The organism is Actinophytocola oryzae (assembly GCF_004364325.1).
Lineage (GTDB): Bacteria > Actinomycetota > Actinomycetes > Mycobacteriales > Pseudonocardiaceae > Actinophytocola > Actinophytocola oryzae.
The window spans coordinates 337,024-358,623 of the sequence record NZ_SOCP01000004.1 but is presented as its reverse complement, the minus strand read 5'-3'; the positions used below and the strand labels follow the sequence as shown (position 1 = coordinate 358,623).

Annotated in this window: 22 protein-coding genes and 1 pseudogene; 12 read left to right on the top strand and 11 right to left on the bottom strand. The window is 69.0% G+C overall.

All coding sequences use genetic code 11. The features are described 5' to 3' along the window. Positions 1-55: 55 nt before the first annotated feature. From CLV71_RS12600 to CLV71_RS12590, 3 genes are all read right to left on the bottom strand, one after another. A complete protein-coding gene (locus tag CLV71_RS12600; RefSeq protein WP_133902887.1) occupies positions 56-1,231 on the bottom strand; it encodes an MFS transporter in 1,176 nt (391 codons plus the stop codon). A 297-nt stretch (positions 1,232-1,528) separates the two neighbouring features. After that, positions 1,529-4,003, bottom strand: coding sequence for an ABC transporter permease (locus CLV71_RS12595; RefSeq protein ID WP_133902886.1), 2,475 nt, complete (start codon positions 4,001-4,003; stop codon positions 1,529-1,531). Then, positions 4,003-4,749, bottom strand: coding sequence for an ABC transporter ATP-binding protein (locus tag CLV71_RS12590; RefSeq protein WP_133902885.1), 747 nt, complete (start codon positions 4,747-4,749; stop codon positions 4,003-4,005). Before CLV71_RS12590 ends, CLV71_RS12595 begins: the two co-directional genes overlap by 1 nt. Before the next feature lie 92 nt (positions 4,750-4,841). On the opposite strand from CLV71_RS12590, the gene CLV71_RS12585 reads away from it, so the two are divergent. Then, a complete protein-coding gene (locus tag CLV71_RS12585; protein ID WP_133902884.1) occupies positions 4,842-6,008 on the top strand; it encodes a sensor histidine kinase in 1,167 nt (388 codons plus the stop codon). 12 nt (positions 6,009-6,020) lie between these two features. On the opposite strand, the gene CLV71_RS12580 is transcribed toward CLV71_RS12585, so the two are convergent. After that, positions 6,021-6,437: an SRPBCC family protein gene (locus tag CLV71_RS12580; protein WP_133902883.1), complete on the bottom strand. Its 417-nt coding sequence runs from the start codon at positions 6,435-6,437 to the stop codon at positions 6,021-6,023. Beyond that, entirely contained in the window at positions 6,415-6,747 is a 333-nt protein-coding gene (locus CLV71_RS12575) for an ArsR/SmtB family transcription factor (RefSeq protein WP_133902882.1), read from the bottom strand. The genes CLV71_RS12580 and CLV71_RS12575 overlap by 23 nt, the downstream gene beginning before the upstream one ends. A 113-nt stretch (positions 6,748-6,860) precedes the next feature. Between CLV71_RS12575 and CLV71_RS12570 the strand changes: the two genes are divergently transcribed. The 3 genes and pseudogenes from CLV71_RS12570 (at position 6,861) to CLV71_RS12560 (ending at position 10,069) form a co-directional block, all read left to right on the top strand. Beyond that, positions 6,861-7,106, top strand: a complete 246-nt coding sequence (locus tag CLV71_RS12570; protein WP_133902881.1) for an antitoxin — start codon at positions 6,861-6,863, stop codon at positions 7,104-7,106. A 741-nt stretch (positions 7,107-7,847) separates the two neighbouring features. Further along, the gene (locus CLV71_RS12565; RefSeq protein ID WP_424923877.1) at positions 7,848-8,534 is read left to right on the top strand and encodes a peptidylprolyl isomerase; all 687 of its coding nucleotides are present in this window, start codon (positions 7,848-7,850) and stop codon (positions 8,532-8,534) included. Positions 8,535-8,721: 187 nt separating this feature from the next. Then, positions 8,722-10,069, top strand: a pseudogene (locus CLV71_RS12560) (dicarboxylate/amino acid:cation symporter). Here CLV71_RS12560 and CLV71_RS12555 read toward each other — a convergent pair. Then, on the bottom strand, positions 10,066-10,830 hold the full coding sequence (locus CLV71_RS12555) for an isocitrate lyase/PEP mutase family protein (RefSeq protein ID WP_133902879.1): 765 nt from the start codon (positions 10,828-10,830) through the stop codon (positions 10,066-10,068). The pseudogene CLV71_RS12560 and the gene CLV71_RS12555 sit on opposite strands and share 4 nt — an antisense overlap. Before the next feature lie 79 nt (positions 10,831-10,909). Between CLV71_RS12555 and CLV71_RS12550 the strand changes: the two genes are divergently transcribed. Further along, positions 10,910-11,233 carry a plasmid stabilization protein gene (locus tag CLV71_RS12550; RefSeq protein ID WP_133902878.1) on the top strand — a complete coding sequence of 108 codons (324 nt, stop codon included), beginning with the start codon at positions 10,910-10,912 and terminating at the stop codon, positions 11,231-11,233. A 24-nt stretch (positions 11,234-11,257) separates the two neighbouring features. On the opposite strand, the gene CLV71_RS12545 is transcribed toward CLV71_RS12550, so the two are convergent. Then, entirely contained in the window at positions 11,258-11,551 is a 294-nt protein-coding gene (locus CLV71_RS12545) for an iron-sulfur cluster biosynthesis protein (protein ID WP_133902877.1), read from the bottom strand. Positions 11,552-11,716: 165 nt separating this feature from the next. Between CLV71_RS12545 and CLV71_RS12540 the strand changes: the two genes are divergently transcribed. Both CLV71_RS12540 and CLV71_RS12535 read left to right on the top strand, forming a co-directional pair. Then, positions 11,717-12,154 carry an ATP-binding protein gene (locus CLV71_RS12540; RefSeq protein ID WP_133902876.1) on the top strand — a complete coding sequence of 146 codons (438 nt, stop codon included), beginning with the start codon at positions 11,717-11,719 and terminating at the stop codon, positions 12,152-12,154. 68 nt (positions 12,155-12,222) lie between these two features. Beyond that, a complete protein-coding gene (locus CLV71_RS12535; RefSeq protein ID WP_133903253.1) occupies positions 12,223-12,960 on the top strand; it encodes an RNA polymerase sigma factor SigF in 738 nt (245 codons plus the stop codon). Between the two features lie 125 nt (positions 12,961-13,085). Here CLV71_RS12535 and ku read toward each other — a convergent pair whose 3' ends face one another. From ku to CLV71_RS12520, 3 genes are read right to left on the bottom strand one after another with little or no spacing between them, the layout of a single operon-like run. After that, the gene (gene ku, locus CLV71_RS12530; protein WP_133902875.1) at positions 13,086-13,961 is read right to left on the bottom strand and encodes a non-homologous end joining protein Ku; all 876 of its coding nucleotides are present in this window, start codon (positions 13,959-13,961) and stop codon (positions 13,086-13,088) included. A gap of 59 nt (positions 13,962-14,020) precedes the next feature. Continuing rightward, positions 14,021-14,356: a hypothetical protein gene (locus CLV71_RS12525; protein WP_133902874.1), complete on the bottom strand. Its 336-nt coding sequence runs from the start codon at positions 14,354-14,356 to the stop codon at positions 14,021-14,023. Positions 14,357-14,396: 40 nt separating this feature from the next. Beyond that, positions 14,397-14,768, bottom strand: a complete 372-nt coding sequence (locus CLV71_RS12520) for a nuclear transport factor 2 family protein (protein ID WP_166664063.1) — start codon at positions 14,766-14,768, stop codon at positions 14,397-14,399. Between the two features lie 143 nt (positions 14,769-14,911). Between CLV71_RS12520 and CLV71_RS12515 the strand changes: the two genes are divergently transcribed. The 5 genes from CLV71_RS12515 (at position 14,912) to CLV71_RS12495 (ending at position 20,939) form a co-directional block, all read left to right on the top strand. Beyond that, positions 14,912-15,934 carry a LacI family DNA-binding transcriptional regulator gene (locus tag CLV71_RS12515; RefSeq protein ID WP_133902872.1) on the top strand — a complete coding sequence of 341 codons (1,023 nt, stop codon included), beginning with the start codon at positions 14,912-14,914 and terminating at the stop codon, positions 15,932-15,934. 185 nt (positions 15,935-16,119) lie between these two features. Continuing rightward, a complete protein-coding gene (locus tag CLV71_RS12510; RefSeq protein ID WP_133902871.1) occupies positions 16,120-17,496 on the top strand; it encodes an ABC transporter substrate-binding protein in 1,377 nt (458 codons plus the stop codon). Positions 17,497-17,498: 2 nt separating this feature from the next. Then, a complete protein-coding gene (locus tag CLV71_RS12505) occupies positions 17,499-18,443 on the top strand; it encodes a carbohydrate ABC transporter permease (protein ID WP_243866396.1) in 945 nt (314 codons plus the stop codon). A gap of 5 nt (positions 18,444-18,448) precedes the next feature. Next, complete coding sequence (locus CLV71_RS12500; RefSeq protein ID WP_133902870.1) at positions 18,449-19,330, top strand: carbohydrate ABC transporter permease; 882 nt, start codon at positions 18,449-18,451, stop codon at positions 19,328-19,330. Positions 19,331-19,334: 4 nt separating this feature from the next. Continuing rightward, a complete protein-coding gene (locus tag CLV71_RS12495; protein WP_133902869.1) occupies positions 19,335-20,939 on the top strand; it encodes a glycoside hydrolase family 13 protein in 1,605 nt (534 codons plus the stop codon). A 4-nt stretch (positions 20,940-20,943) separates the two neighbouring features. Here CLV71_RS12495 and CLV71_RS12490 read toward each other — a convergent pair whose 3' ends face one another. Further along, entirely contained in the window at positions 20,944-21,600 is a 657-nt protein-coding gene (locus CLV71_RS12490; protein WP_133902868.1) for an SDR family oxidoreductase, read from the bottom strand.

Genomic DNA, 21,600 nt, shown 5'->3' with positions numbered 1-21,600 from the left:
GGCAGACTAGGCCGTTCGGCGTAATCTGAACTCATGTTCGAATCCTGTCAGTACCTCAGGCGCCCCGCGTGGCATACCGTCGTCGCCCCAGGGTGGCGGTCACCACCAGCGGCACGCTCACGACCAACGTAATCGCGAACATGGTGGTGAAGCTGCCCGCGTCCACCATCGGCCCGAACACGGCCGCGCCTATCGCGCTGCCCGTGAACAACATCGTCGCGAACAGCGACACGGCCGTGGCGCGGTAGCCAGGCGCCATGTCGGTTGCCCATGTCTGCAGGGTGGAGTGCATGAACGCCCACCCGCCCCCGAGCAGGACCGTCCCGACGACCACTGCGACAGCACCATGCGACACAACAGTTCCCACGTACGCCAGCACGGCCATCCCGCCGCCCAGAAGGATCATGCGCCACGGCGCCATGGTCCTGCTCCGACCCTTGACCACTCGCGCGAACACGAGCACCGACGCCCCGTAAGCGGCGGTGAGCAACCCGGACAGTGTGACCGAGAGCCCAGAAGCATGCAGCACCACAGGAAGGAAGGTAAGCGGCCCGAGGAGAACGAGGCCTTCGACCAACACCAGCCCGAGCACGAGCAGGGCAGGCCCGTTGGTGAGCACGCCCTTCACCGACGACCACACGGGAGGCGGCGGCCCAAGCTCCGGCTCCGCCAAGCCACGCAACAGGAACGACAACGCCCCGCCGACCAGAGCGGTGAGCGCGAACGCGGCCCGCCAGCTGGCGAAGTCCGCGATGGCGCCCGCCGTGACGGTGGCCACGGCCATCCCGACCGCGGCACTGGTCATGAGATCGGTCAAGGGCGCCTGCCGAAGCTTCACCGGCACGGTGTCCCCGATGTAGACGAGCGCCCCCGGAATGGCCGCGGCAAAGCAGGCACCCGTGAGCCCTCTGGCCGCGACGAGCCACCCGACCCCTGGCACGACCGCGGACGCGAGTCCACCGACCATCGCGAGGAGCAAGGCGATCCGCATCGTCCGCACCCGCCCGAGCCGATCGGAGACGACAGCCCACCCGACCTGAGCGACCCCGTAGCAAAGGAAGTAGATCGCGGCCGCCTGACTGACAGCCTCGACCGACCGTCCCATCTCCCGCGCGATGACCACGAGCATCGGCGCGATCATGAGCCGATCGAACTGCGACGTGAAGGCCCCGAACTGCAACAACCGAAGCGAACGGGCCGACACCACCGTCTGGTTCGTGCCGTTCGACATGTCTCCCAGTCAAACTCCGCGAACCCCCAACAAACCAGACGTGATCACCGTGTTACTCACCACACCCAGGAGGTGACCGACAAATCCCCACCCCATGGTTCGCCGCACCCCTCGACCCGCTGAACACGCCCCGCAGTCCGAACGAGACCCCTGATCACTTTGCGGGCTGCGTCAGGCCACCAACAGGCTCGCCCTCCTGCGTGACCGCACCCGTTCCTTGACAACAGAACCAGACCCACGGCGCCACTTCGGAGCCACGCGGCGCCCGATCCGCCGCGTGGCTCCGAAGTCAGTACCTCAACCGAGCGCGTCCACCGGACGAGTTCGCAGCGCGAGCCGCGTCGGCACGGAGATCGCCAGCAGGCCGAGCACGGCCGTCACCACGACGACGACCAGGTAGGCCAGCGGCGCGATGGTCGGGAACGGCGACCCGGTCATCCCGATGGCGATCCCCACCAGCGGCGGCAGGGAAGCCAGCGATCCCACCACGAGCGCGATCGCGACCACGATGCACGCCTCGATCCGCGTCATCCGCCGCACCTGCCTCGAACCCGTCCCGACCAGGCGCAGCAACGCGAACTCCCGGGACCGTGCCGCCGTCGCCATCACGAGGGTGTTCACCACGGCGATCGCGACATAGCCGAGGATCAGGAACAGGCCGATCAGGTTCACCCACCTCTCGGTGTCGCGCTGCGCCTGCCCGGCGGCCGTCAGCCCCTGCCGGTCCACGACGCTCACGCCGGCGATGGCCGACAACGCACGCCGGGCAACGGCCGGATCCGAGGCCGCGACCAGGATCGACTGGTCCAGACGCGTCGTCGTGTGTGAGGCGAGCACGTCGTGCGGCAGCGTGAGGTCACCGAACCCGAGCCCACGCCCGTACGTCGCCACGACCCTGGGTCGCATGACGGTCCCGTCGCCGAGGTGCAGCTCGATCGTCTCGCCGACGTCGACCCCGATGGTCTCCGCCGCCATCGTGCTCAGCGCGACCGTGTCCCCGCGCAGGCCGGTCATCGTGCCCTCGCGTGGCTGCAGGTCGAGCGTGTCGGAGAGCCCGTCCGGCGACACCCCCTGCGCCGCGTAGGCCGCCGCCGTCCAGCTCCCCGCCATCAGGTACTTCACGAACACCTGGCTGCGTACGACCGGCGTCACCGAGGACACTCCGTCCGCCTCCGCGACGGCCGACGTCACCGAGGGCGCCAGGCCGGACGGCGCGGAGACCACGAAGTCCGCGACGACTCCCTTGCCTGCCTGGTCCTCGGCCTCGGCGGCGATCGTGGTCTGTGTGAACAGCTGCACCGACGCCATGGTCACCGCTAGCACGAGCGGGGTCACCGCCACAGCCAGTCGACGTGCGCTCGCGGACACGTTCGCCACCGCCAGGTACCCGCCGACCGGCGACGCGGCCCGCAGCGGGCCGCCGACAAGCCGGATCGCCACCTCCACGAGCCGAGGCCCGAGCAACGCGATGCCCACGACCATCAACATCGCCGAGCCGGCCGCGCCCGCCATCGCGGCGTCCCCCGGCAGGAACACCGGCAGCGCCGACGCACCCGTCCCCGCGACCAGCGCGAGCCTGCCGATCAGCACCCGCACCCGGCCGAGCGGTGCCGCGTCCACGTCGGACTCCCGCAACGCCTCGACCGGCTGGATCCTCGCCACGCGTCGGGCCGCCACCCAGCCTGCCGCCCGGGCCGTGCCGAGGCACAGCAGGATCGCGGCCACCGCGGGCAGCGGGCTGATCGCCAGCCCGAAGTCGGCAGGAAGCATGCCCGCGGACGAGAAGGCCGCCCGCAGGCCGAACGCCACGCCATAACCAGGCAGTGCCCCCAGCACGGCCGCGCTGCCCGCGACCACGAGGATCTCGGCGCCGATCATGCGGTGCACCTGCCGCGAGGTCGCGGCGACGGCGCGCAGCAACGCGATCTCACGGCGGCGCTGCCGCACCGACAGCGCCAGCGTGCTGGCCACCACCAGCATCGCGATCATGATCGCCGAGCCTGCGAAGGCCAGGGACAGCACGATCAGCTGCGACCGCACCTGCCCCACGTCGAGGAACTCGACGTCCCCGCGTGCGTCGCCGGTGTACACGACCGACTCGGGCACCGCGGCGGAGATCCGCTCGGCCAGGGCTTCCGGGTCGACGCCGGGCTTCGCGAGCACGCCGACCGCGTCGACCTGCTTCGGCCGCCCGTACAGTTCGCCGGCCTGCTCGTCGGTGAAGAACAGCGTCGACTCACGGCCCAGCGCCTCGGCCGTGACACCGGTGACCGTGAACTTCCTTGGCACAGCGCCGATCGCGATGTCGACGGAGTCGCCTGTCGACACGCCGAGGCTGCCCGCGAGCGCACTGTCCAGCACGACCCCGTTCTCCCGTGGCGCCTCCCCGTCCCGCAGCGAGAACGGTGTGAGCGCGGCGGTCCCCCAGCCGTGGCCCGCGACGGGCCTGCCGCCGATGGTCACCGCCACGGCCGTGTCACCGATGGCCCTCTCGACACCGGCCACCGCCCCGACCTTGGCCACGACGTCGACCGGTAGCGGCACCCGCTCGCTGAAGGGCAGGTCGATGTCCTCCTCGACCGGGAGGGCCTGCTGCGCGCCGACCACGACCGGCACGCCCGCGAACCGCTGCGGCGGCACCCCGGACCGCAGGCCAGACTCGAACAGCACCCCGAGGGCGGTCACGAGCGCCGCGGCGGCCAGCACCGCGACGAACATCCCCACGAAGGGGCCCTTCCTGTGGCGAATGGTCGCCCTGGCGTGCTCGAACATCACCACTCCCCGAGGCGGGTCATGCGTTCTGCCACGGCGGCCGGGTTCGGGCGGTCCAGGGAGTCGGCGAAGCGGCCGTCGGCGAGGAACACGACACGGTCGGCGAAGGACGCGGCCACCGGGTCGTGGGTCACCATGAGCACGGTCTGCTTGAAGTGGTCGACCACATCACGCAGCAGCGTCAGCACCTGTCGGCCAGTGCGTGTGTCGAGCGCGCCGGTCGGCTCGTCGGCGAACATCACCTCGGGCCGGGTGACCAGCGCACGGGCGATGGCGACGCGCTGCTGCTGCCCGCCGGACAACTCGCTCGGCAGGTGCGTGAGGCGGTCCGCGAGCCCCACCCGCGAGACCACCTCACGCAGCCACGCCTGGTCGGCGCCCCGGCCCGCAAGGCGCAGCGGCAGCGTGATGTTCTGCTCGACGTTCAGTGCGGGCAGCAGGTTGTACGCCTGGAAGACGAAGCCGATGCGCTCGCGGCGCAGCTCGGTGAGCGCGGCCTCCTTGAGCCGGGTCAGGTCCGTGTCACCGAGACGCACCGTCCCCGACGTCGGCCGGTCGAGACCGGCCGCGCAGTGGAGGAACGTGCTCTTGCCGGACCCCGAAGGACCCATCACCGCGGTGAAACTACCGCGTGCCAGCGCGATGCTGACCTTGTCCAGGGCCGTCACAGACGCGGCCCCCCGACCGTACACTTTGGACACCTCGGTCAACTGCACCGCGGTGGCCCCGGAGATCTTGGTTCCCATCACACCGAGAAAACTAGGGTCGCCGGACGGCCGAATCGATGGCGCTGGATACCGGGTTCCGGGTATAGCTGGCTATACCCCATCCTTGACGCATGCGTGATCGGATGCTGGCGGTGTGGCGGGCAGTCGTGTTCCTGCTCGCAGGCACCGTGGCCGCGTTCGTATGCCTGCTCGCACTCCCGGTGATGCTGATCCTGTGCCTGGTGGCCAGGCCCGCGGCGCTCGCACTGCTGGCCAGGACGACACGGTGGGAACGAACAAGGGTCGCCAAGTACACCGGCAGACCGATCCCGGAGGCCGCGCCGCCGGACCGACTGCGGGACGTATGGCGCGACCTCATCTGGTTCGTGGGGCACGCACTGACCGGCACGGTCGTCGGCATCTTCGGCGTGGCACTGCCGCTGGCCGCGGTGAACGCCGTGCTGGTGCCGGCCTACTGGTGGCTCGCGCCGGCCGACGACCCGGTGAGCTCCCCGTACCCGGTGACATCGTGGACCGGCGCGGCGTTCATGCCGCTTCTGGGCTTGGGCTACGCCATCCTCTCGCTGTGGGCCACGCCATGGCTGGCCCGCACACAGGCAGGCCTGGCGCGATGGTTGCTGTCCCCGCCGCCGGGCGCGCGACTGGCCGAACGAGTCGCCGAACTGACCGCGAGCCGAGCCGCCGCACTGGAGGCACACGGCGCGGAGCTGCGGCGCATCGAGCGCGACCTGCACGACGACACCCAGAACCGCATAGTCGCCGTCGCCATGCACCTGGGAATCGTCGAGCGGGCACTGCGCCGCGACCCGGCGACGGCGTTGCCGCTGGTCCTGAAAGCACAGGACGCGGCAAGCGACGCACTGGCCGGGCTCCGTGGCGTGGTGCGCAGCATCTACCCACCAGTACTGACGGAACGCGGCCTGGACGGCGCGGTCGCCGGCCTGATCGCCCGCTGCGCCGTACCGACCACGTTGACCGTCACGACCCTCGGCCGCGCCCCGGCGGCAGTGGAGTCGGCAGCGTACTTCGTGGTGGCCGAGGCACTGACGAACGTGGCCAAGCACAGCGGCGCAAACCGCTGCGAGGTGCGACTGACCGGTGCGGACCCGCTGGTCATCGAGGTATGGGACGACGGCCAGGGCGGCGCCGACGAGACAGGCGGCACAGGCCTGCTCGGCATCCAACGGCGGGTGGCCGCCTTCGACGGCCACGCAACGATCGACAGCCCCGACGGTGGACCAACGGTGTTGAAGGTGGAACTCCCAAACGGCTCGTGAGGCAGGCAATGCCTAGCCAGTGGCGGTGGCCCCCGCCATCACCTTCACCAGCCGAGGAAGCACGGCCCCAGCCCACCCGCGGGCCATGTTCCGGTAGGCATCGGCGTGCCGAGGATCGTCGAGGTCGAACCCGGCATGCGCCAGGAAGAGCCGGGTCCCGACCCCCTCCGGCTCAAGCCGCCAGGTGATGGTCCAGTCGACGTTGCCCTCACCGAACGTGTAGCTGATCAGCCGCCCGTCCTCGACCTCGATCACGGTGCACCGCTGGGCGCCCCAGGCACCCATGTCGAGCGAGAACTGGTGGCCGACCTCAGGGGCGATGTCGCCGGGAGCCCACCAGGAGGCGAGCCGTCCGGGCTCGACGAGCATGCGCCACACCTCAGCAGGTGGCTGGGCAAGGAACTGGTCAACGTGGATGGTCTCGGTCATCGTTCTCCTCTTCCATGATCTGGGCCAGGGTGCGCATCCGGTCACGCCAGTAGCGCTCGAAGGGGTGTAGCCAGTCGCTGACCACGGCGAGCGGCTCGGCCGTCAGGTGGTAGTGCCGCTCCCGCCCACGAACCTCCTCACGAACCAGGTCCGCACGCCGCAGGATCTGCAGGTGCTCGGACACCGCGGGCCGGCTGAGCTCGAACTGCGCGGCGAGCGAGCCGGCAGTCTGCGCCCCGTCCCGCAGAAGCTCGAGAAGCCGCCGCCGCACAGGGTTGGCCATGGCGGTAAAGAGCAGGTCATCAGGCACGGCGAAACAATACGTCGGAGATCTCCGACATGTCAACAATCCCCGACACGTTTGGGGAACCCCCCAGGGTGGGTACCCCGTTGAAGGACCACCGACGACGGAGGGAGAAGGCCATGCCTTCCTTGAAGAAGCTGACCGCGCTCGCCGGTACCGCCGCCGCGGCCCGCAGCTACGTCCGCAAACACCCGGACCAGGTGAACAAGATGGCGGCAAAGGCCGGCCAGTTCATCGACAAGCGGACCAAGGGCAAGTACCACCACCAGATCGACACCGCAGTGCGCAAGGTGGCGACGATCACGAACAAACCGGGCACCGACCCAACCAGGCCGAGCCCGACCCTGCCCACCACCACCCCCTGACCCGGGCACACCCCGAACTGCCGACGGGGCGGGGAGCCGGTGGCCCCGCCCCGTAGCAGGCCGACAGGGTCAACCGGCTGTCGCGCGCCGCACCCGGACGACGCGTTACACCGCGTCACCCCCATGCCACGCAGCACCCGGCGACGCTTCCGCCGACGTCAAGACGGTCGCCTTTCTCGCGCTCGTTGTCGATCCAGCCGGTTGCGGGGATGCCCGGCCACAGTTCGACTGATCCCCCGACGACCCGAGCGAGGCCGCCGCTGGCGAAACGCGTCCGCGGCGGATCGCAGCGCCGTTGTAACGGGTCGCCCCTCACCGACTGGGCCGCGCCCGCGCTGGGGTCTGCCACAAGCCGCGCCACGGTCGAATGGACGCCGTTGTATCCGCAGCGGTTGGATGCTCCCGTCACACCGCGCCATGGCGGACCGTCACGCCTGCTATCGCGTGTTCGCGTTCGACGAGGATGACCTCGCCCCGCGCATCGCTCTTGGCTGCCTTCGCCGCACACCGTGCGGCTGGGTGGTCCCGCTACTCCTGACAGTGCCGCGATCTCGCGTTCGGCCTTACCCCTCCACCCAGGGTTTCCAGTGCGAAGACGTCCAGCAGCAATATGTCCACAGTGGACGAACGAGGAATCCGTCTCCGAAACGCCTTCTGGCGAGCTGGGCTAGACTGCGGCGCCCTTTCACCAGGAGGAGGTCTTCTGTGCTGAGGAAACTCACGATCGTGGCTGGCGCCCTGCTGACAGCCGCCGCGAGCCTGACGGTGGCGGGTCCCACCGCGGGCGCCACCACGCCGGGCACCACGCACGGCCCCTGCCAGTACACGAAAACACCCGACGAGCCGGCCGCGCGCCCGGTCCCCCTGCCCCCGGACCCGTCCCACACCCCGAACCACGGCAAGGTGCGGGTGGACGTGCGCACGAACCAGGGCCCGCTCCCGCTGACGCTCGACCGCGCCGCGGCCCCGTGCACGGTGCAGAGCTTCACGCACCTGGCCCGATGGAAGTTCTACGACCGCACGACATGCCACCGGCTGACGACGTACCCGACACTGGCGGTCCTGCAGTGCGGCGACCCGTCCGGCACGGGCGAGGGCGGCCCCGGCTACCGCTACAAGGACGAGCTCCCGGTCGACCTCGCACCCGCCCCGAACGACCCCACCGGCGAACGGAAGATCTACCCGCGCGGCACCCTCGCGATGGCGAACGCGGGCCCCGACACCAACGGAAGCCAGTTCTTCCTGGTGTACGGCAACGCCTACCTCCGACCGAACTACACGATCTTCGGCACAGTGGGCGAAGCGGGCCTCGCGACGCTGGACCGCGTTGCGGCCGGCGGCGTCCAGTCGACTCCGGAGGACCCGGCACCGGTGGACGGCGCACCGGTGCTGCGCACCGACCTGGAAACAGTCAAAGCCCACTGCTGACGGGGGCTTTGCCTCCGGCCCCCGGTTCCAGCCTCTCACGACGCACCGACATCCGCGGATGGTTGTCCACAGGCGTGGCGAACTGCCCACAGGCCTTCGCCACCGCCTCGGACTGTCGGTTTCGCCGACCGGGCTGGCACTCGGGGGCCAGAGGCCACCGTTGATCAACCAGGGGATGGGAGTTCAGATGTCGGATACCCACATCCAACGGCCTCGGCGTAACACCGTGTTCGGTGTTGCCGTGCTCGGCGGGCTCGTCCTCGGTGCGGTGCTCGGGTTCATCGCCAAGCAGGGGGACGTCTCCTGGCTCGCGACCACACTCTCGCGGATCGGGGACATCTTCGTCAGCCTGGTCCAGTTCACGATCATCCCCCTCGTGTTCACCGCCATCGTGGTGGGGATCACCAGCCTGCGCGGGCTCGGCGGCCCCCGGACGGTGGCTCAGCTCGGCGGGAGAACCCTCTTGTGGTTCGCCGTCACCTCGCTGATCGCCGTGTGCATCGGGGCTACTGATCGGGCTCGTGGGCAACCTGGGCAGCGGGGTCCGGGTCACGCCGTCCGATGACGCGGTCGCCAACATCGCCGAGCGGGCACCCGGCGACTGCTGGGCGTTCATCCAGAGCATCGTGCCCGGCAATTTCTTCACGGCCTTCAGCGAAGGAAACATCCTCCAGGTCGTCTTCATCGCACTGCTCGTCGGCGGGGCCGCCTACGTGCTCGGGGACCGGGCGGCCGTGTTCGTCAACGTCAACCGCGCCTTCTTCGACATCATCCAGAAGGTTCTGGGGTGGATCATCTGGCTCGCACCGCTGGGTGTGCTCGGGCTCCTCGGCAACGCGTTCGCCAGCTACGGCAACGAGTTCTTCGCACCGCTGATCTCGTTGATCGCCGCGGTCTACCTCGGGTGCGCGCTGGTGCTCTTCGGCGTCTACCCGCTGCTGCTCAGGTTCGTCGGCCAGGTGAACCCGTTGACGTTCTTCCGCAAGGCCTGGACCGCCCTGCAGTTCGCGTTCGTCTCGCAGTCGTCCGGGGCCACTCTCCCACTTTCGCGGCAGGCCTCCGTCAACCTCGGGGTGCCCAGGGGGTACGCCAGTTTCGCCGTCCCACTCGGCACCACCACCAAGATGGACGGATGCGCGGCAGTCTTCCCCGCCATCACCACCATCTTCATCGCCAACCTCAACGGGATCACGCTGTCCTTCGGGGACTACCTGCTCATCGTGCTCGTCGCCGTTTTCGGGTCGCTCGCCACCGCGGGCACCACCGGGTGGTTCACGATGCTCACGCTGACCCTCGCGGCGGTCAACCTGCCCGCCGAGGTGATCGCCACCGGCATCGCGATCGTGTTCGCCATCAACCCGATCCTCGACATGGCACGCACGGCCACCAACGTCGCCGGGCAGATCACCGTGCCGATCCTCGTCGCTCGCGGCACCGGGATCCTCGACGACGACGCCCTGCACGACCGCAACGATCTTCCACTCCTCGAAGAGGAGACCGAGGAGGAAGAGGCGAAAGTGCCCGCGACGGCCTAGCCGACCAGCGACTGGACCTGTTGGTACGTCGGGACGTCGTACCCGAGCGACACGTCGTTCCGTCGCACCGCGCGTACGGCGTCGAGCGCGGCACCCAGAGCTACGCGGAACAGGAACGAGCCCGTGCTCACCCGGCGTACCCCCAGGTCCCTCATCTTCCGCAGATCCGTTCTCCCCGGCAGGAAAAGGACATTCACCGGCACCGCCACCGACGCCACCACCGAGGCGACGTCCGCGTCCTCAGCCACCCCCGGCACGAACACACCCTCGGCACCCGCGTCCACGTAGGCACGCAGCCGGTCGCCCGTGCCGGGGCGGTCGATGTCTGACCAGTACGTGTCCGTACGCGCGTTGACGAACAAACCGGTCGACGCCATCGCCTCCACGAGCCTCGCGTGGTGAGCTACCTCACGCAGACCCCCCGCCGCGAGGCCGTCCTCGATGTTGACGCCCGCCACCCCGATCGCCGCCAGCTCCGCACCCAGCTCCCGCACAGCTCCGGGGTCCTCGCTGAAGCCTCCCTCGACGTCGACCGACACCGGGACCGGCAGCGCCACCAACCTCCTGGCCAGCTCGACCGCCGGGGTCCGCCCGGCACCGGACCCGTCCTCGACACCGACTGCGGCCGCCACGCCAAGGCTCGTCGTGCCGACGGCGGGGAAGCCCTCGCGCACCAACGCGGCCCCGGACGCGACGTCCCAGGCGTTGGGGAGCAGCAGGAACTCGTCGTGCAGACGGCGGAAGTCCTCGATCACGGTCATGCGACCGACGTTAGGACCCCGAAGGTTCGGCGGCGACCGAACCGGGTACACCGCAGGTCAGGACGAGAGGAGAGCCGAAATGCCGCAGGCATGGAGCAAGAAGCGCGAACGCCAGTACCAGCACATCAAGGAAGGCGCCGAGCAGCGCGGCACCAGCGAGGGCCGTGCGGAGGAGATCGCGGCACGCACCGTGAACAAGAACCGCGCGCAGTCCGGCGAGGCGCGGACAGCGAGCCGGTCGTCGGTGAAGGACATGTCGCCGCAGAAACGTGGCGGGCAGCGGTCCCACCAGGGTCCGGGCGGACCGACCAAGGAACAGCTCTACAACGAGGCCAAGAAGAAGAACATCAAGGGCCGTTCGACGATGACCAAGAAGGAGCTGGCGAAGGCCCTCGGTCGGTGACCCGCCCGGATCCTGCGTAGAGCCTCAGCCCTTCTCGAGGACAGCGAAGTTCAGCTGCCCCTCGTTGTCGGCCTGGACGTCCAGGACCTTGTCCGACAGGTAGTCGGCCGCGCCCTCCTCGAGGAAGACGTGCGCCCCCTCGTTGGCCGTGACGACCTGGTCGCCCTCAGCGGGCTGCGGCGCCACGGTGAGTGCGAGCGCGGGCTGGGAGTCGGCCTCGGTCTGCAGTGCGAACCGGAGGCCTCCTTCCTGCTGGATGCCACCCTGGGCGGTCAGCGCGCTGATCGCCTCGGCAGCCGCTTCCGTTACCGCCAACATTCGATTTGGCTCCTTCGTTTCGACGGCTTGCCGGGCCCACGTTACGCGGAACGGCCCAGCGGGGCGTGTTGAGGCGGCGGGGTGGAACCGATACGGTGGAGCAGCGGTCAAGACGTGACACGCACGCCTGCGTTATGCCTCAAAGATTGTGGGTACCCCGGCGACATGTTCGAAGGAACCGAGGACGGCAGTCCTGAAGAGATCGAGCTGCGAATCGCCGCCGTGCTCACCAACCTTCCCATCATCCGGTCACTGGCCGCGAGCATCGCCATGCGCGCGGACTTCGACCTGGACTCGATCGCCGACCTGCGGCTGGCGGTCGACGAGGCGTGTTCGACACTGATCACGCAGGGCACACCCGACGCGGTGCTGCGCTGCAGCTTCCAGGTCAGTGCCGACGAGATCAGGTTCGTCGTCACCGTACCGTCCACAAGCGACACGAAGCCGAGCAGTGACTCGTTCGGCTGGCGGGTCCTCACGACGCTCACCGACCACACGGCGACCTGGGTCGACGGACCCAGCGACGACAGCGCGGACGCGAGTTCACCACACCTCGTGCACATCGAGCTGGCCAAACGCCGAGTGGAAGGGCTTCCCGGGTGACCGGGACACAGAGTTCGAGCGCGAGAACCCAGGAGAGCACGGCCACGGGCTACGAGCATCTGGCCCCGATGTTCGTCGAGATGGCCGAGCTACCCGCGGGCGACCCCCAACGCGCCGAACTACGCAACAAGCTCGTCACCGGACACCTGCCGCTCGCGGAGCACATCGCGGCGCGCTTCTCGAACAGAGGCGTGCCCAGGGAGGACCTGGTCCAGGTAGCGACCCTGGGCCTGATCAACGCCGTGGACCGGTTCCAGCCGGACCGCGGCACGGACTTCCTGTCGTTCGCCGTGCCCACCGTGATGGGCGAGGTGCGAAGGCACTTCCGCGACGCCAGCTGGTCGATGCACGTGCCACGCAGGCTGAAGGAGCTGAACCTCGCCATCAACGCGGCGAGCGCGGAGCTGTCACAGCGGTTGGGCCGCGCGCCGACCCCGAGTGAGCTGGGCAAACACCTGGACCTCTCTCCGGAGCAGGTCTTCGAGGGCCTCGAGGCGGGCAACGCCTACCACTCGATGTCCCTGGACGAGGCCCTCTCCCCCGAGGCCGACTCCGACCCCCTCGGCGACACGCTGGGCCAGCGTGACGAGGGTCTCGAGGGCGTGGAGAACTACGAGTCCCTGCGTCCGCTGATCGAGGCCCTTCCGGAACGGGAGCGCCAGATCCTGACGCTGCGGTTCTTCCGCCACATGACCCAGACCCAGATCGCCGACCGCATCGGCATCTCGCAGATGCACGTGTCCCGCCTGCTGTCGAGGACGCTGGAGAACCTCCGCAAGGACCTTCTCTCCGACCCCGAAGCCTGATCCCGACCAACCCGTCGCAACGCCGAGCAGCTTCATCACGAACCGGTCGAGCTGCTCGGCGCTGCCCTGAAACAGAAAGGCAGGGCCGGCCACACCGGGCCGACCCTGCCGCACGATCCGTTACGTCACTTCTTCGACGGGCTACGCCTGCGCCGAGCAGCCGCCCTGGCCTTCGAGCTGGCCTCCGAGGCCGCCGTCTCGGCGGCACGGGCCTCCTCGACGCGCTGGCGCGGCATCCGCTTCTCCGCGACGGTCGTCCGCAACGCACCCAGCAGATCGGCGGCCCCCGCCACCTGCGAGGACGCCGCGGGCTGGACCAGCTCGTTCCCGTCGATCTTGGACTGCACCAGCGCCTGCAGCGCCGTCCGGTAGGAGTCCGAGTACTGCGCCGGCGCGAACTTCTCCGTCAGGGTCTCCACCAGGTCGGTGGCCTCGCGCAGCTCCCGCTCCGTGACCACGACCTCCTGGTGCAGGAACGGGAACTCCGGCGCCCGGACCTCGTCCGGCCACAGCATCGTCTCCATCATGATGACCTGGTCACGCACCCGCAGCACGGCCAGCGACTCCCGCGACCGCAGCGCCACCTTGACCACGGCGACCCGCCCGGACCGCCTCAGCGCCTCAGCCAGCAGCACGTACGACTTGACCCCGGCAGGCTCGGGCTCCAGGTGGTAGGACCGCGCGAAGTAGATCGGGTCGATCTCCTCCACCTGCGCGAACGCCTGTACCTCGATGGCACGCGAGGTGGGCAGCGGCAGTTTGGCGAAGTCCGACTCCGTCAGCACCACCGTCTCCCCGCCGGGCAGGACGTAGCCCCTGGCCAGCTCCGTCAGGTCGACCTCTGCCCCGTCGACCTCGCAGACCCGCCGGTGCCGCACCCGCCCGCCGTCGGTCACGTGCACGTGGTGCAGGCCGGTGCCCTGCTCCTCGGTGGCCCCGTACGCCTTCACCGGGATGGTCGCGAGACCCAGCCTGATCGTGCCGTTCCAGACGCTTCGCATAGACGAACCTCCATTCGCGGACTTGTTCTATTCTATCCCGCAAATGTGGCTCCGACCAGCTAAAATGCCGTTTCGTTAGCAACGGATTCGAACAGATGTCCACCAGCACCGAGTGCGTCGGCGGCATGCGAGGACGCCTCGGCCGCGGCACGGAGGACCTCGACGAGCGCGGCCCTGTCCTCGGTCACCGGACCGAGTGCGAGGCGTCGGGCGAGACCCTCCAACGCGACGGCGACGTGCCGCTGTCCGGCGACGAGATGCTCGACCGAGACGGGCATGTCGGACACGGGCAGTCCGCTGCGCGCCAGTTCCCCGGCACAGGAGGCCAGGTGCGCCGTCACGACAGAGGCCGGCAGCTCGGGTTCCGCCAACTCGACCACCTCCCGGGGGCGCATCCTGCCATCGCGGTCGACCGGAGCGGGGTAGACACTCCGGTCAGCCCGGCACCTCGGCGGGGTCGGCGTACGCGACCATCCGCACGACCCGCCCGTCGACCACGGTGAACACGTCCGCGACCGTCACCGAGTGCGGCGAGCCGTCGGCGAGCACCCCCTCCACGTGGTGCACGACCACGATGTCCCCGCCCCGCCGCGACGCGGTCGGCGTCGACACCAGCTCGCGCCACGCGGCGTGCGACGCACGCAGGTAGTCGGCCACCGCCCCGGGCCCTCGACGCGCGCCGCCGTTGGGGAACGAGTCCGGCTCGATCCACTCGACGTCGTCGTGCAGCGGCGCGACGGCCGCTTCGATGTCACCCCGGGCGTAGGCCGCGTAGGAGTCCAGCACCAGCCGCATGTCAGGGTCCATGAGCAGCATCCTCACGGCCCAGGACGCGGGGGCGAGCGGGTTCGCGCAGGGCCGAGCCGCGGGCGCGCGACCAAACTGGACAATCCGGCCGACAGCCGCAAAGCCACGCAAGTGCTTGCAAGACCTGTCGTAGACTTGCATGCATGGCGCAAAGACGGCTTTCCGAAGTAGCCAAGAAGGTGGGTGTCAGCGAGGCCACCGTGAGCAGGGTGCTCAACGGTAAACCGGGCGTCTCCGAGGCGACCCGTCAGGCGGTGCTGACCGCGTTGGACGTGCTCGGTTACGAACGTCCGACCCAGCTGCGCGGCGAGCGGGCGCGGCTCGTCGGGCTGGTGTTGCCCGAGCTGCAGAACCCGATCTTCCCCGCGCTCGCCGACGTGGTCGGCAGCGCGCTGGCCCAGCAGGGCTTCACTCCCGTTCTGTGTACGTGCACCGGTGGGGTGTCCGAACCGGACTACGTGGAGCTGCTGCTGGCACAACAGGTTTCCGGTGTCGTGTTCGCGGGCGGCAGTCACGCCGAGGAGGACGCGAGCCACGAGCACCACTACGAACTGGTGCGCCGCAAGCTCCCGGTCGTGCTGGTCAACGCCTCGATCGACCTGGACTACCCGGTGGTCTCCGCCGACGACGCGGTGGCCGTGGAGCAGGCGTTCGGGCACCTCGTGGCGCTCGGCCACCAGCGGATCGGCATGGTGCTCGGCCCCCGCGACCACATCCCGTCGCGGCGCAAGCTGGTCGCGTTCCGCAAGTGCGCGGAGCGGATCGGGATGACGGTCGACGAGCACTCGGTCGGGCACACGATGTTCTCCATCGAGGGCGGCCAGGCGGTCGGCACCCGGCTCGTCCAGAACGGCATCACCGGGATGATCTGCGCGAGCGACCCCCTCGCGCTCGGCGTGATCCGCGCGGTCCGCCGCCTCGGCCTCAACACCCCGGACGACATCTCGGTCATCGGCTACGACGACTCGGCCCTCATGACCTGCACCGATCCGCCGCTGACCACCGTGCGCCAGCCCATAGAGGCGATGGGCAGGGCGGCGGTCGAGCTGCTGGCCGCGCTCATCGCGGGCAACGAGGTGTCGATGGAGGAGCTGCTCTTCGAGCCCGAGCTGGTCGTCCGCGCGTCGGCCGCGCCGGTGCGGGCGCGGGCGTCGCACACGATCTAGCCGAACGGCCGTCGTCGAGGCCGCGTGTCCACCGCTGGACGCGCGGCCTTTGTCATGCTCGGGTTCCGGATCACATCATCACGATTTTGCAGATCTCTGTCGATCTCTTGCGGCTATCCGTCGCCTAGACCTATGGTGTGGGTCACCTTATTTCCCCCGGTCCCGGCCGAAGGGTCACGACAAAGATGAGCACCACCCGATCACTCACACGCAGGTCGTTAGGCCTCGTGGTCGCCGCGGGCCTGAGCGTCAGCCTGGTTGCCTGCGGTGACGACAGCGACAGCGGCAGCGCGAACGGCAAGGTCACCCTGACCGTGAACGGCCAGCCGCCGAAGACGCAGCCGTTCGAACGCAAGATCTTCGACCAGGACGTGGCCGAGTTCGAGCGCACGCACGAGAACATCGACATCCAGCCCCGTGAGGGGTTCATGGACCCGAAGACGTTCAACTCCAAGCTGGCGGGCGGCCAGCTCGAGGACGTCTTCTACGTCTACCTGACCGACCCGGCGAACCTGATCGCCAGGCGGCAGGCCGCGGACATCACGAACTACGTCAAGGACGTCCCGCACTACGACGAGATCCAGCCGCAGCTCAAGGAGATCTTCACCCGCGACGGCAAGGTCTACGGCCTGCCGACCGCGAACTACTCCATGGGCCTGCTGTACAACCGCAAGCTCTTCACCGACGCCGGGCTCGACCCGAACAGCCCGCCGAAGACGTGGCCCGAGGTGCGTGAGGCGGCGAAGAAGATCACCGCGCTCGGCAACAACAACGTCGGCTTCGCCGAGTACAGCAAGAACAACCAGGGCGGCTGGCACTTCACCAGCTGGATGTACTCGGTCGGCGGCGACGTCGCGAAGAAGGACGGCGACAAGTGGGTCGCCGACTTCAACAACAGCAAGGGCAAGGAGGTCGCCCAGACCCTCCATGACATGCGCTGGACCGACAACACCATGGGCGACAAGCAGCTCCTGGTGATCGAGGACGTCCAGCGGATGATGGGTGCGGGCCAGCTCGGCATGTACCTCGCGGCGCCGGACAACGTGCCGGTGCTGGTCAACCAGTTCAAGGGCGACTACGCCAACTACGGTCTCGCGCCGATGCCGGGTGGCGAAGGCACGCTGATCGGCGGCGAGGGCTACATGATCAACCCGAAGGCGTCGCCGGAGAAGATCAAGGCGGGCCTGCAGTGGATCTCGTGGAAGTACCTGAACCCGGACCGCATGGAGTCCGACCTCAAGCGGTACTCCGAGCAGGACCAGCCGATCGGGCTGCCCACCTCGCCGCCCGCGGGTTCCGCGGACATCTGGACCGGCTCGCTGCGTGAGCAGCAGGTCACGCTGCGCACCAAGTACGCGACGGTGCCGGTGGAGAACTACAAGAGCTACGCGGACGAGATCGGCGACATGGACAAGAAGATCGAGCCGCCGAACGCCCAACAGGTCTACGCCGCGCTCGACACCCTGATGCAGGGCATCCTGACCAACAAGGACGCCGACATCGACCAGTTGTTGTCGGACGCGGAAGGCAAGGTCAACTCCGCACTGGCGCAGGTCAAGTAGCGGTGTCCACCACCGCGGTGCTCGCGCCGGACGTCGAGGGACGTCCGGTGCGAGCCGCCCGCCGCCCACCGGCCGAGCGGCTCCGGCGCAAGGTCACGGAGAACCTGACGGCGTACGGGTTCCTGTGCGCCGCGCTGGTCTGCTTCGCGTTGTTCTCCTGGTACCCCATCATCCGCGGTGTCCTGCTGAGCTTCCAGCAGGTCAACTTCGTGACGCCGGCGGAGTGGGTCGGCTGGCAGAACTTCGAGACCCTGTTCAACGACCCGCTGTTCGGCGTCGCCTGGCGCAACACGTTGCTGTTCACGGGGTTCGCGCTGATCATCGGGTTCGCGATCCCGTTCGCCGTCGCGCTCGTGCTGAACGAGCTGCGGCACGCGAAGGCGTACTTCCGCCTGGTCGTGTACATCCCGGTGATGCTGCCGCCGGTCGTCGTGGCCATCCTCTGGAAGTGGTTCTACGACCCGGGTCCCGGCCTGTTCAACAGCATGCTCCGCACGGTCGGGCTGCCGCCACTGGCGTGGCTGAACTCGTCCGACACGTCGATGCTGTCGCTGGTGCTGGTCGCGACTTGGGCGGCGATGGGGTCCGCGACGCTGATCTACCTGGCGGCACTGCAGACGATCCCCGGTGAGCTGTACGAGGCGGCCGAGCTGGACGGCGCGAACCTGTGGCAGCGCCTGCGGCACGTCACGATCCCGCAGACCAGGTTCGTGCTGCTGATCATGATGCTGATGCAGATCGTGGCCACCATGCAGGTGTTCACCGAGCCGTACGTGATGACGGGCGGCGGCCCCGAGGACTCGACGGTCACCGTCCTGCTCCTGCTGTACCGCTACGCCTTCACCTACAACGACTTCGGCACGGCGAGCGCACTGTCGCTGCTGCTGTTCATCGTGCTCGGCGCGTTCTCGGCACTGTACCTGCGGCTGACGCGAACGAGGGGTTGACCGGAGTGGACAGTTCGCAGCGGACGCTGATCTCGCCGTGGGCGCTCAAGAAGCGACGCGGGAGGACCCTGTACTGGCTCGTGTTCACGCTGGTGATCGCGTTGTTCACGCTCGCGTTCGTGGTGCCGCTGGTCTGGATGCTGCTCGGCGCGATGAAGACCGCACCGGAGCTGGCCAGGAACCCGCCGACGCTGCTGCCCGAGTCGTTCGACGCGGGCGCGTACGTCGAGGCGTGGCAGTTCATGGACCTGGCCAGGTACTTCGAGAACACCGTGATCATCGCGGCCGGTGCGTGGCTGATCCAGCTGGCCGTGCAGGTGCCCGCTGCCTACGCGCTGTCGAAGCTGCGGCCGGCGCTCGGCAACTGGATCCTCGCGTTGATGCTGGCCACATTGATGCTGCCGACGTCCGCGCTGCTCGTGCCGACCTACCTCGCGATCACCGACGTGCCGCTCATCGACGTGAACCTGGTCAACTCGCCCGCCGCGATCTGGCTGCCCGCCGCGGCGAACGCCTTCAACATCTACCTGCTGAAGCGGTTCTTCGACCAGATCCCGCAGGACCTGCTCGACGCGGCGCGGATCGACGGCGCCGGGAGCGTGACCACCATGGTGCGGATCGTGCTGCCGCTGTCGAGGCCGATCCTCGCGGTGGTGTCGATCTTCTCGATCGTGGCGGCGTGGAAGGACTTCATCTGGCCGCTGCTGGTGCTGCAGGACCCGGAGGTGCAGACGCTTTCCGTCGCTCTGCAGCGTTTCGAGCCCGACACGCCCATCAACCTGATGCTGGCGGGTCTGGTCATCGCAAGTGTGCCGATGGTCGTCGCGTTCCTGATCTTCCAACGGCAGATCCTCGCCGGCCTGACCGCCGGCAGTCTCAAGGGGTGAGTGAGTGACAAACAACTGGTGGCGGGGCGCCGCTATCTACCAGGTCTACGTCCGCAGCTTCGCCGACGGCGACGGCGACGGGACCGGCGACCTGGCCGGCGTGCGCTCGAAGCTTCAATACCTCGCCGACCTCGGGATAGACGCGATCTGGTTCAACCCCTGGTATCCGTCGCCGATGGACGACGGCGGCTACGACGTGTCGGACTACCGGGACATCGAGCCGGTGTTCGGCTCGCTCGCCGAGGCGGAGAAGCTGATCCAGGAGGCCCACAACCTGGGCATCAAGATCATCATCGACATCGTGCCGAACCACTGCTCCGACGTGCACCCGTGGTTCACCGCCGCGGTCGCCGCCGGTCGCGGCTCACCCGAGCGGGAGCGGTTCTGGTTCCGCGACGGCGTCGGCGACGGGCCGCCGAACAACTGGCAGTCCCGGTTCGGCGGCTCGGCGTGGACGCGGGTCACCGAGCCGGACGGCTCGCCGGGCCAGTGGTTCCTGCACCTCTACAGCTCGCGGCAGCCGGACCTGAACTGGACGAACCCGGCCGTGCACGCGGAGTTCACCGACATCCTGCGGTTCTGGTTCAACCGGGGCGTCGACGGCTTCCGCATCGACGTGGCCGACGGCCTGGTCAAGGAGGACGGCCTGCCGGACGTGGCCGACCCGAACGGCAGGCTCCCCTACTCCGACCTCGACGGCGTGCACGAGATCTACCGGGAGTGGCGCAAGATCGCCGACTCGTACCCGGACAAGCGCGTGTTCGTCGGCGAGATGTGGCTGCCGGACCCGCTGCGCTTCGCGATGTACCTGCGGCCGGACGAGCTGCACTCGGCGTTCAACTTCGACTTCCTGTCGTGCCCGTGGGACGCGACGCGGCTGCGCGAGGTGGTCGACGCGACGCTGGCCGCGCACGAACCCGTGCACGCGCCGGCCACGTGGGTGCTGTCGAACCACGACGTGACCAGGCACGTCACGCGCTACGGCCGCGCGGACACGTCGTTCTCCTTCGCCGACCGCCAGCACCGGGCGCCGACCGACCCGGCGCTCGGCACCCGCCGGGCACGGGCCGCCGCCCTGCTGACTCTGGCCCTGCCCGGCGGTGTGTACATCTACCAGGGCGAGGAGCTTGGTCTGTCCGAAGTGGAGGATCTGCCCGACGAGCTGCGGCAGGACCCGGTGTTCAAGCGCACCAAGGGCGCCGACATCGGCCGCGACGGCTGCCGGGTGCCGGTGCCGTGGTCGGGTGACGCGCCGCCGTACGGCTTCAACTCCACCGGTACCGCGCCATGGCTCCCGCAGCCGCCGGACTGGGCGTCGTCCACTGTGGAGGCACAGACCGACCGGCCCGGTTCGATGTTGGAGCTGTACCGGTCGGCGCTCCAGCTGCGGCGAGCGGAGTCCGCGCTCGGTGACGGCCCGCTGACGTGGCTCGACGGGCAGCCGCACGGCGTGCTGGCGTTCGCCAGGGACGACACGTTCACGTGTGTGGTGAACCTGTCCGACGGCCCGGTGCCGTTGCCCGCGCACCAGGAGGTCCTGCTCGCGAGCGGTGAGCCGGCCGGAACCGAACTGCCGCCGGACACGGCCGTCTGGCTGCGTACGAGCTAGGGGTTCACCAGGCGACGACCCCGTTGTCGTCGAAGAACCCACCCGAGGGGCCGTCGTCGCCCAGGGTAGCCAACTCCACCGCGATGTTGGCCCCCTGGGCGGCGGTGCGGAAGCCGCCGTGGTTGTTGAGGTCGGTCGCGCAGTAGCCGGGACAGGCGGCGTTGACCTTGATCTCCTTCAGTGCCTTGGCGTACTGGACGGTGACTGCGTTGAGCGCGGTCTTGGACGGCACGTAGGCGAAGGACACCGGCATGGCGTTGTCCACCATGCCGTTGAGGGTGCCGACGCTGCTGGACATGTTGACGATCCTCGGGTGTGCCGACCGACGGAGCAGCGGCAGGAACGCGTCGGTGACGGTGATGACACCGAACACGTTGGTGTCGAACACCTCCCTCACGTTCTCGGGGCCGAAGCTACCCCCGGTGATGCCCGCGTTGTTGACGAGGACGTCGAGCCGGTCGATGCTCGCGGCGGCCTGCCTGACGGACTCGGCGTCGGTCACGTCGAGCCGGACGAACCGGGCGCCGGTGTCGGCCGCGGCCTTCTCCCCGCGTTCACGGTCACGAGCGGCGAGGTGGACGGTCATCCCCCTGGCGATGAGCTGTTTCACGATCTCGAGGCCGATCCCCTTGTTGGCCCCGGTCACCAGTGCTGTGGTCAT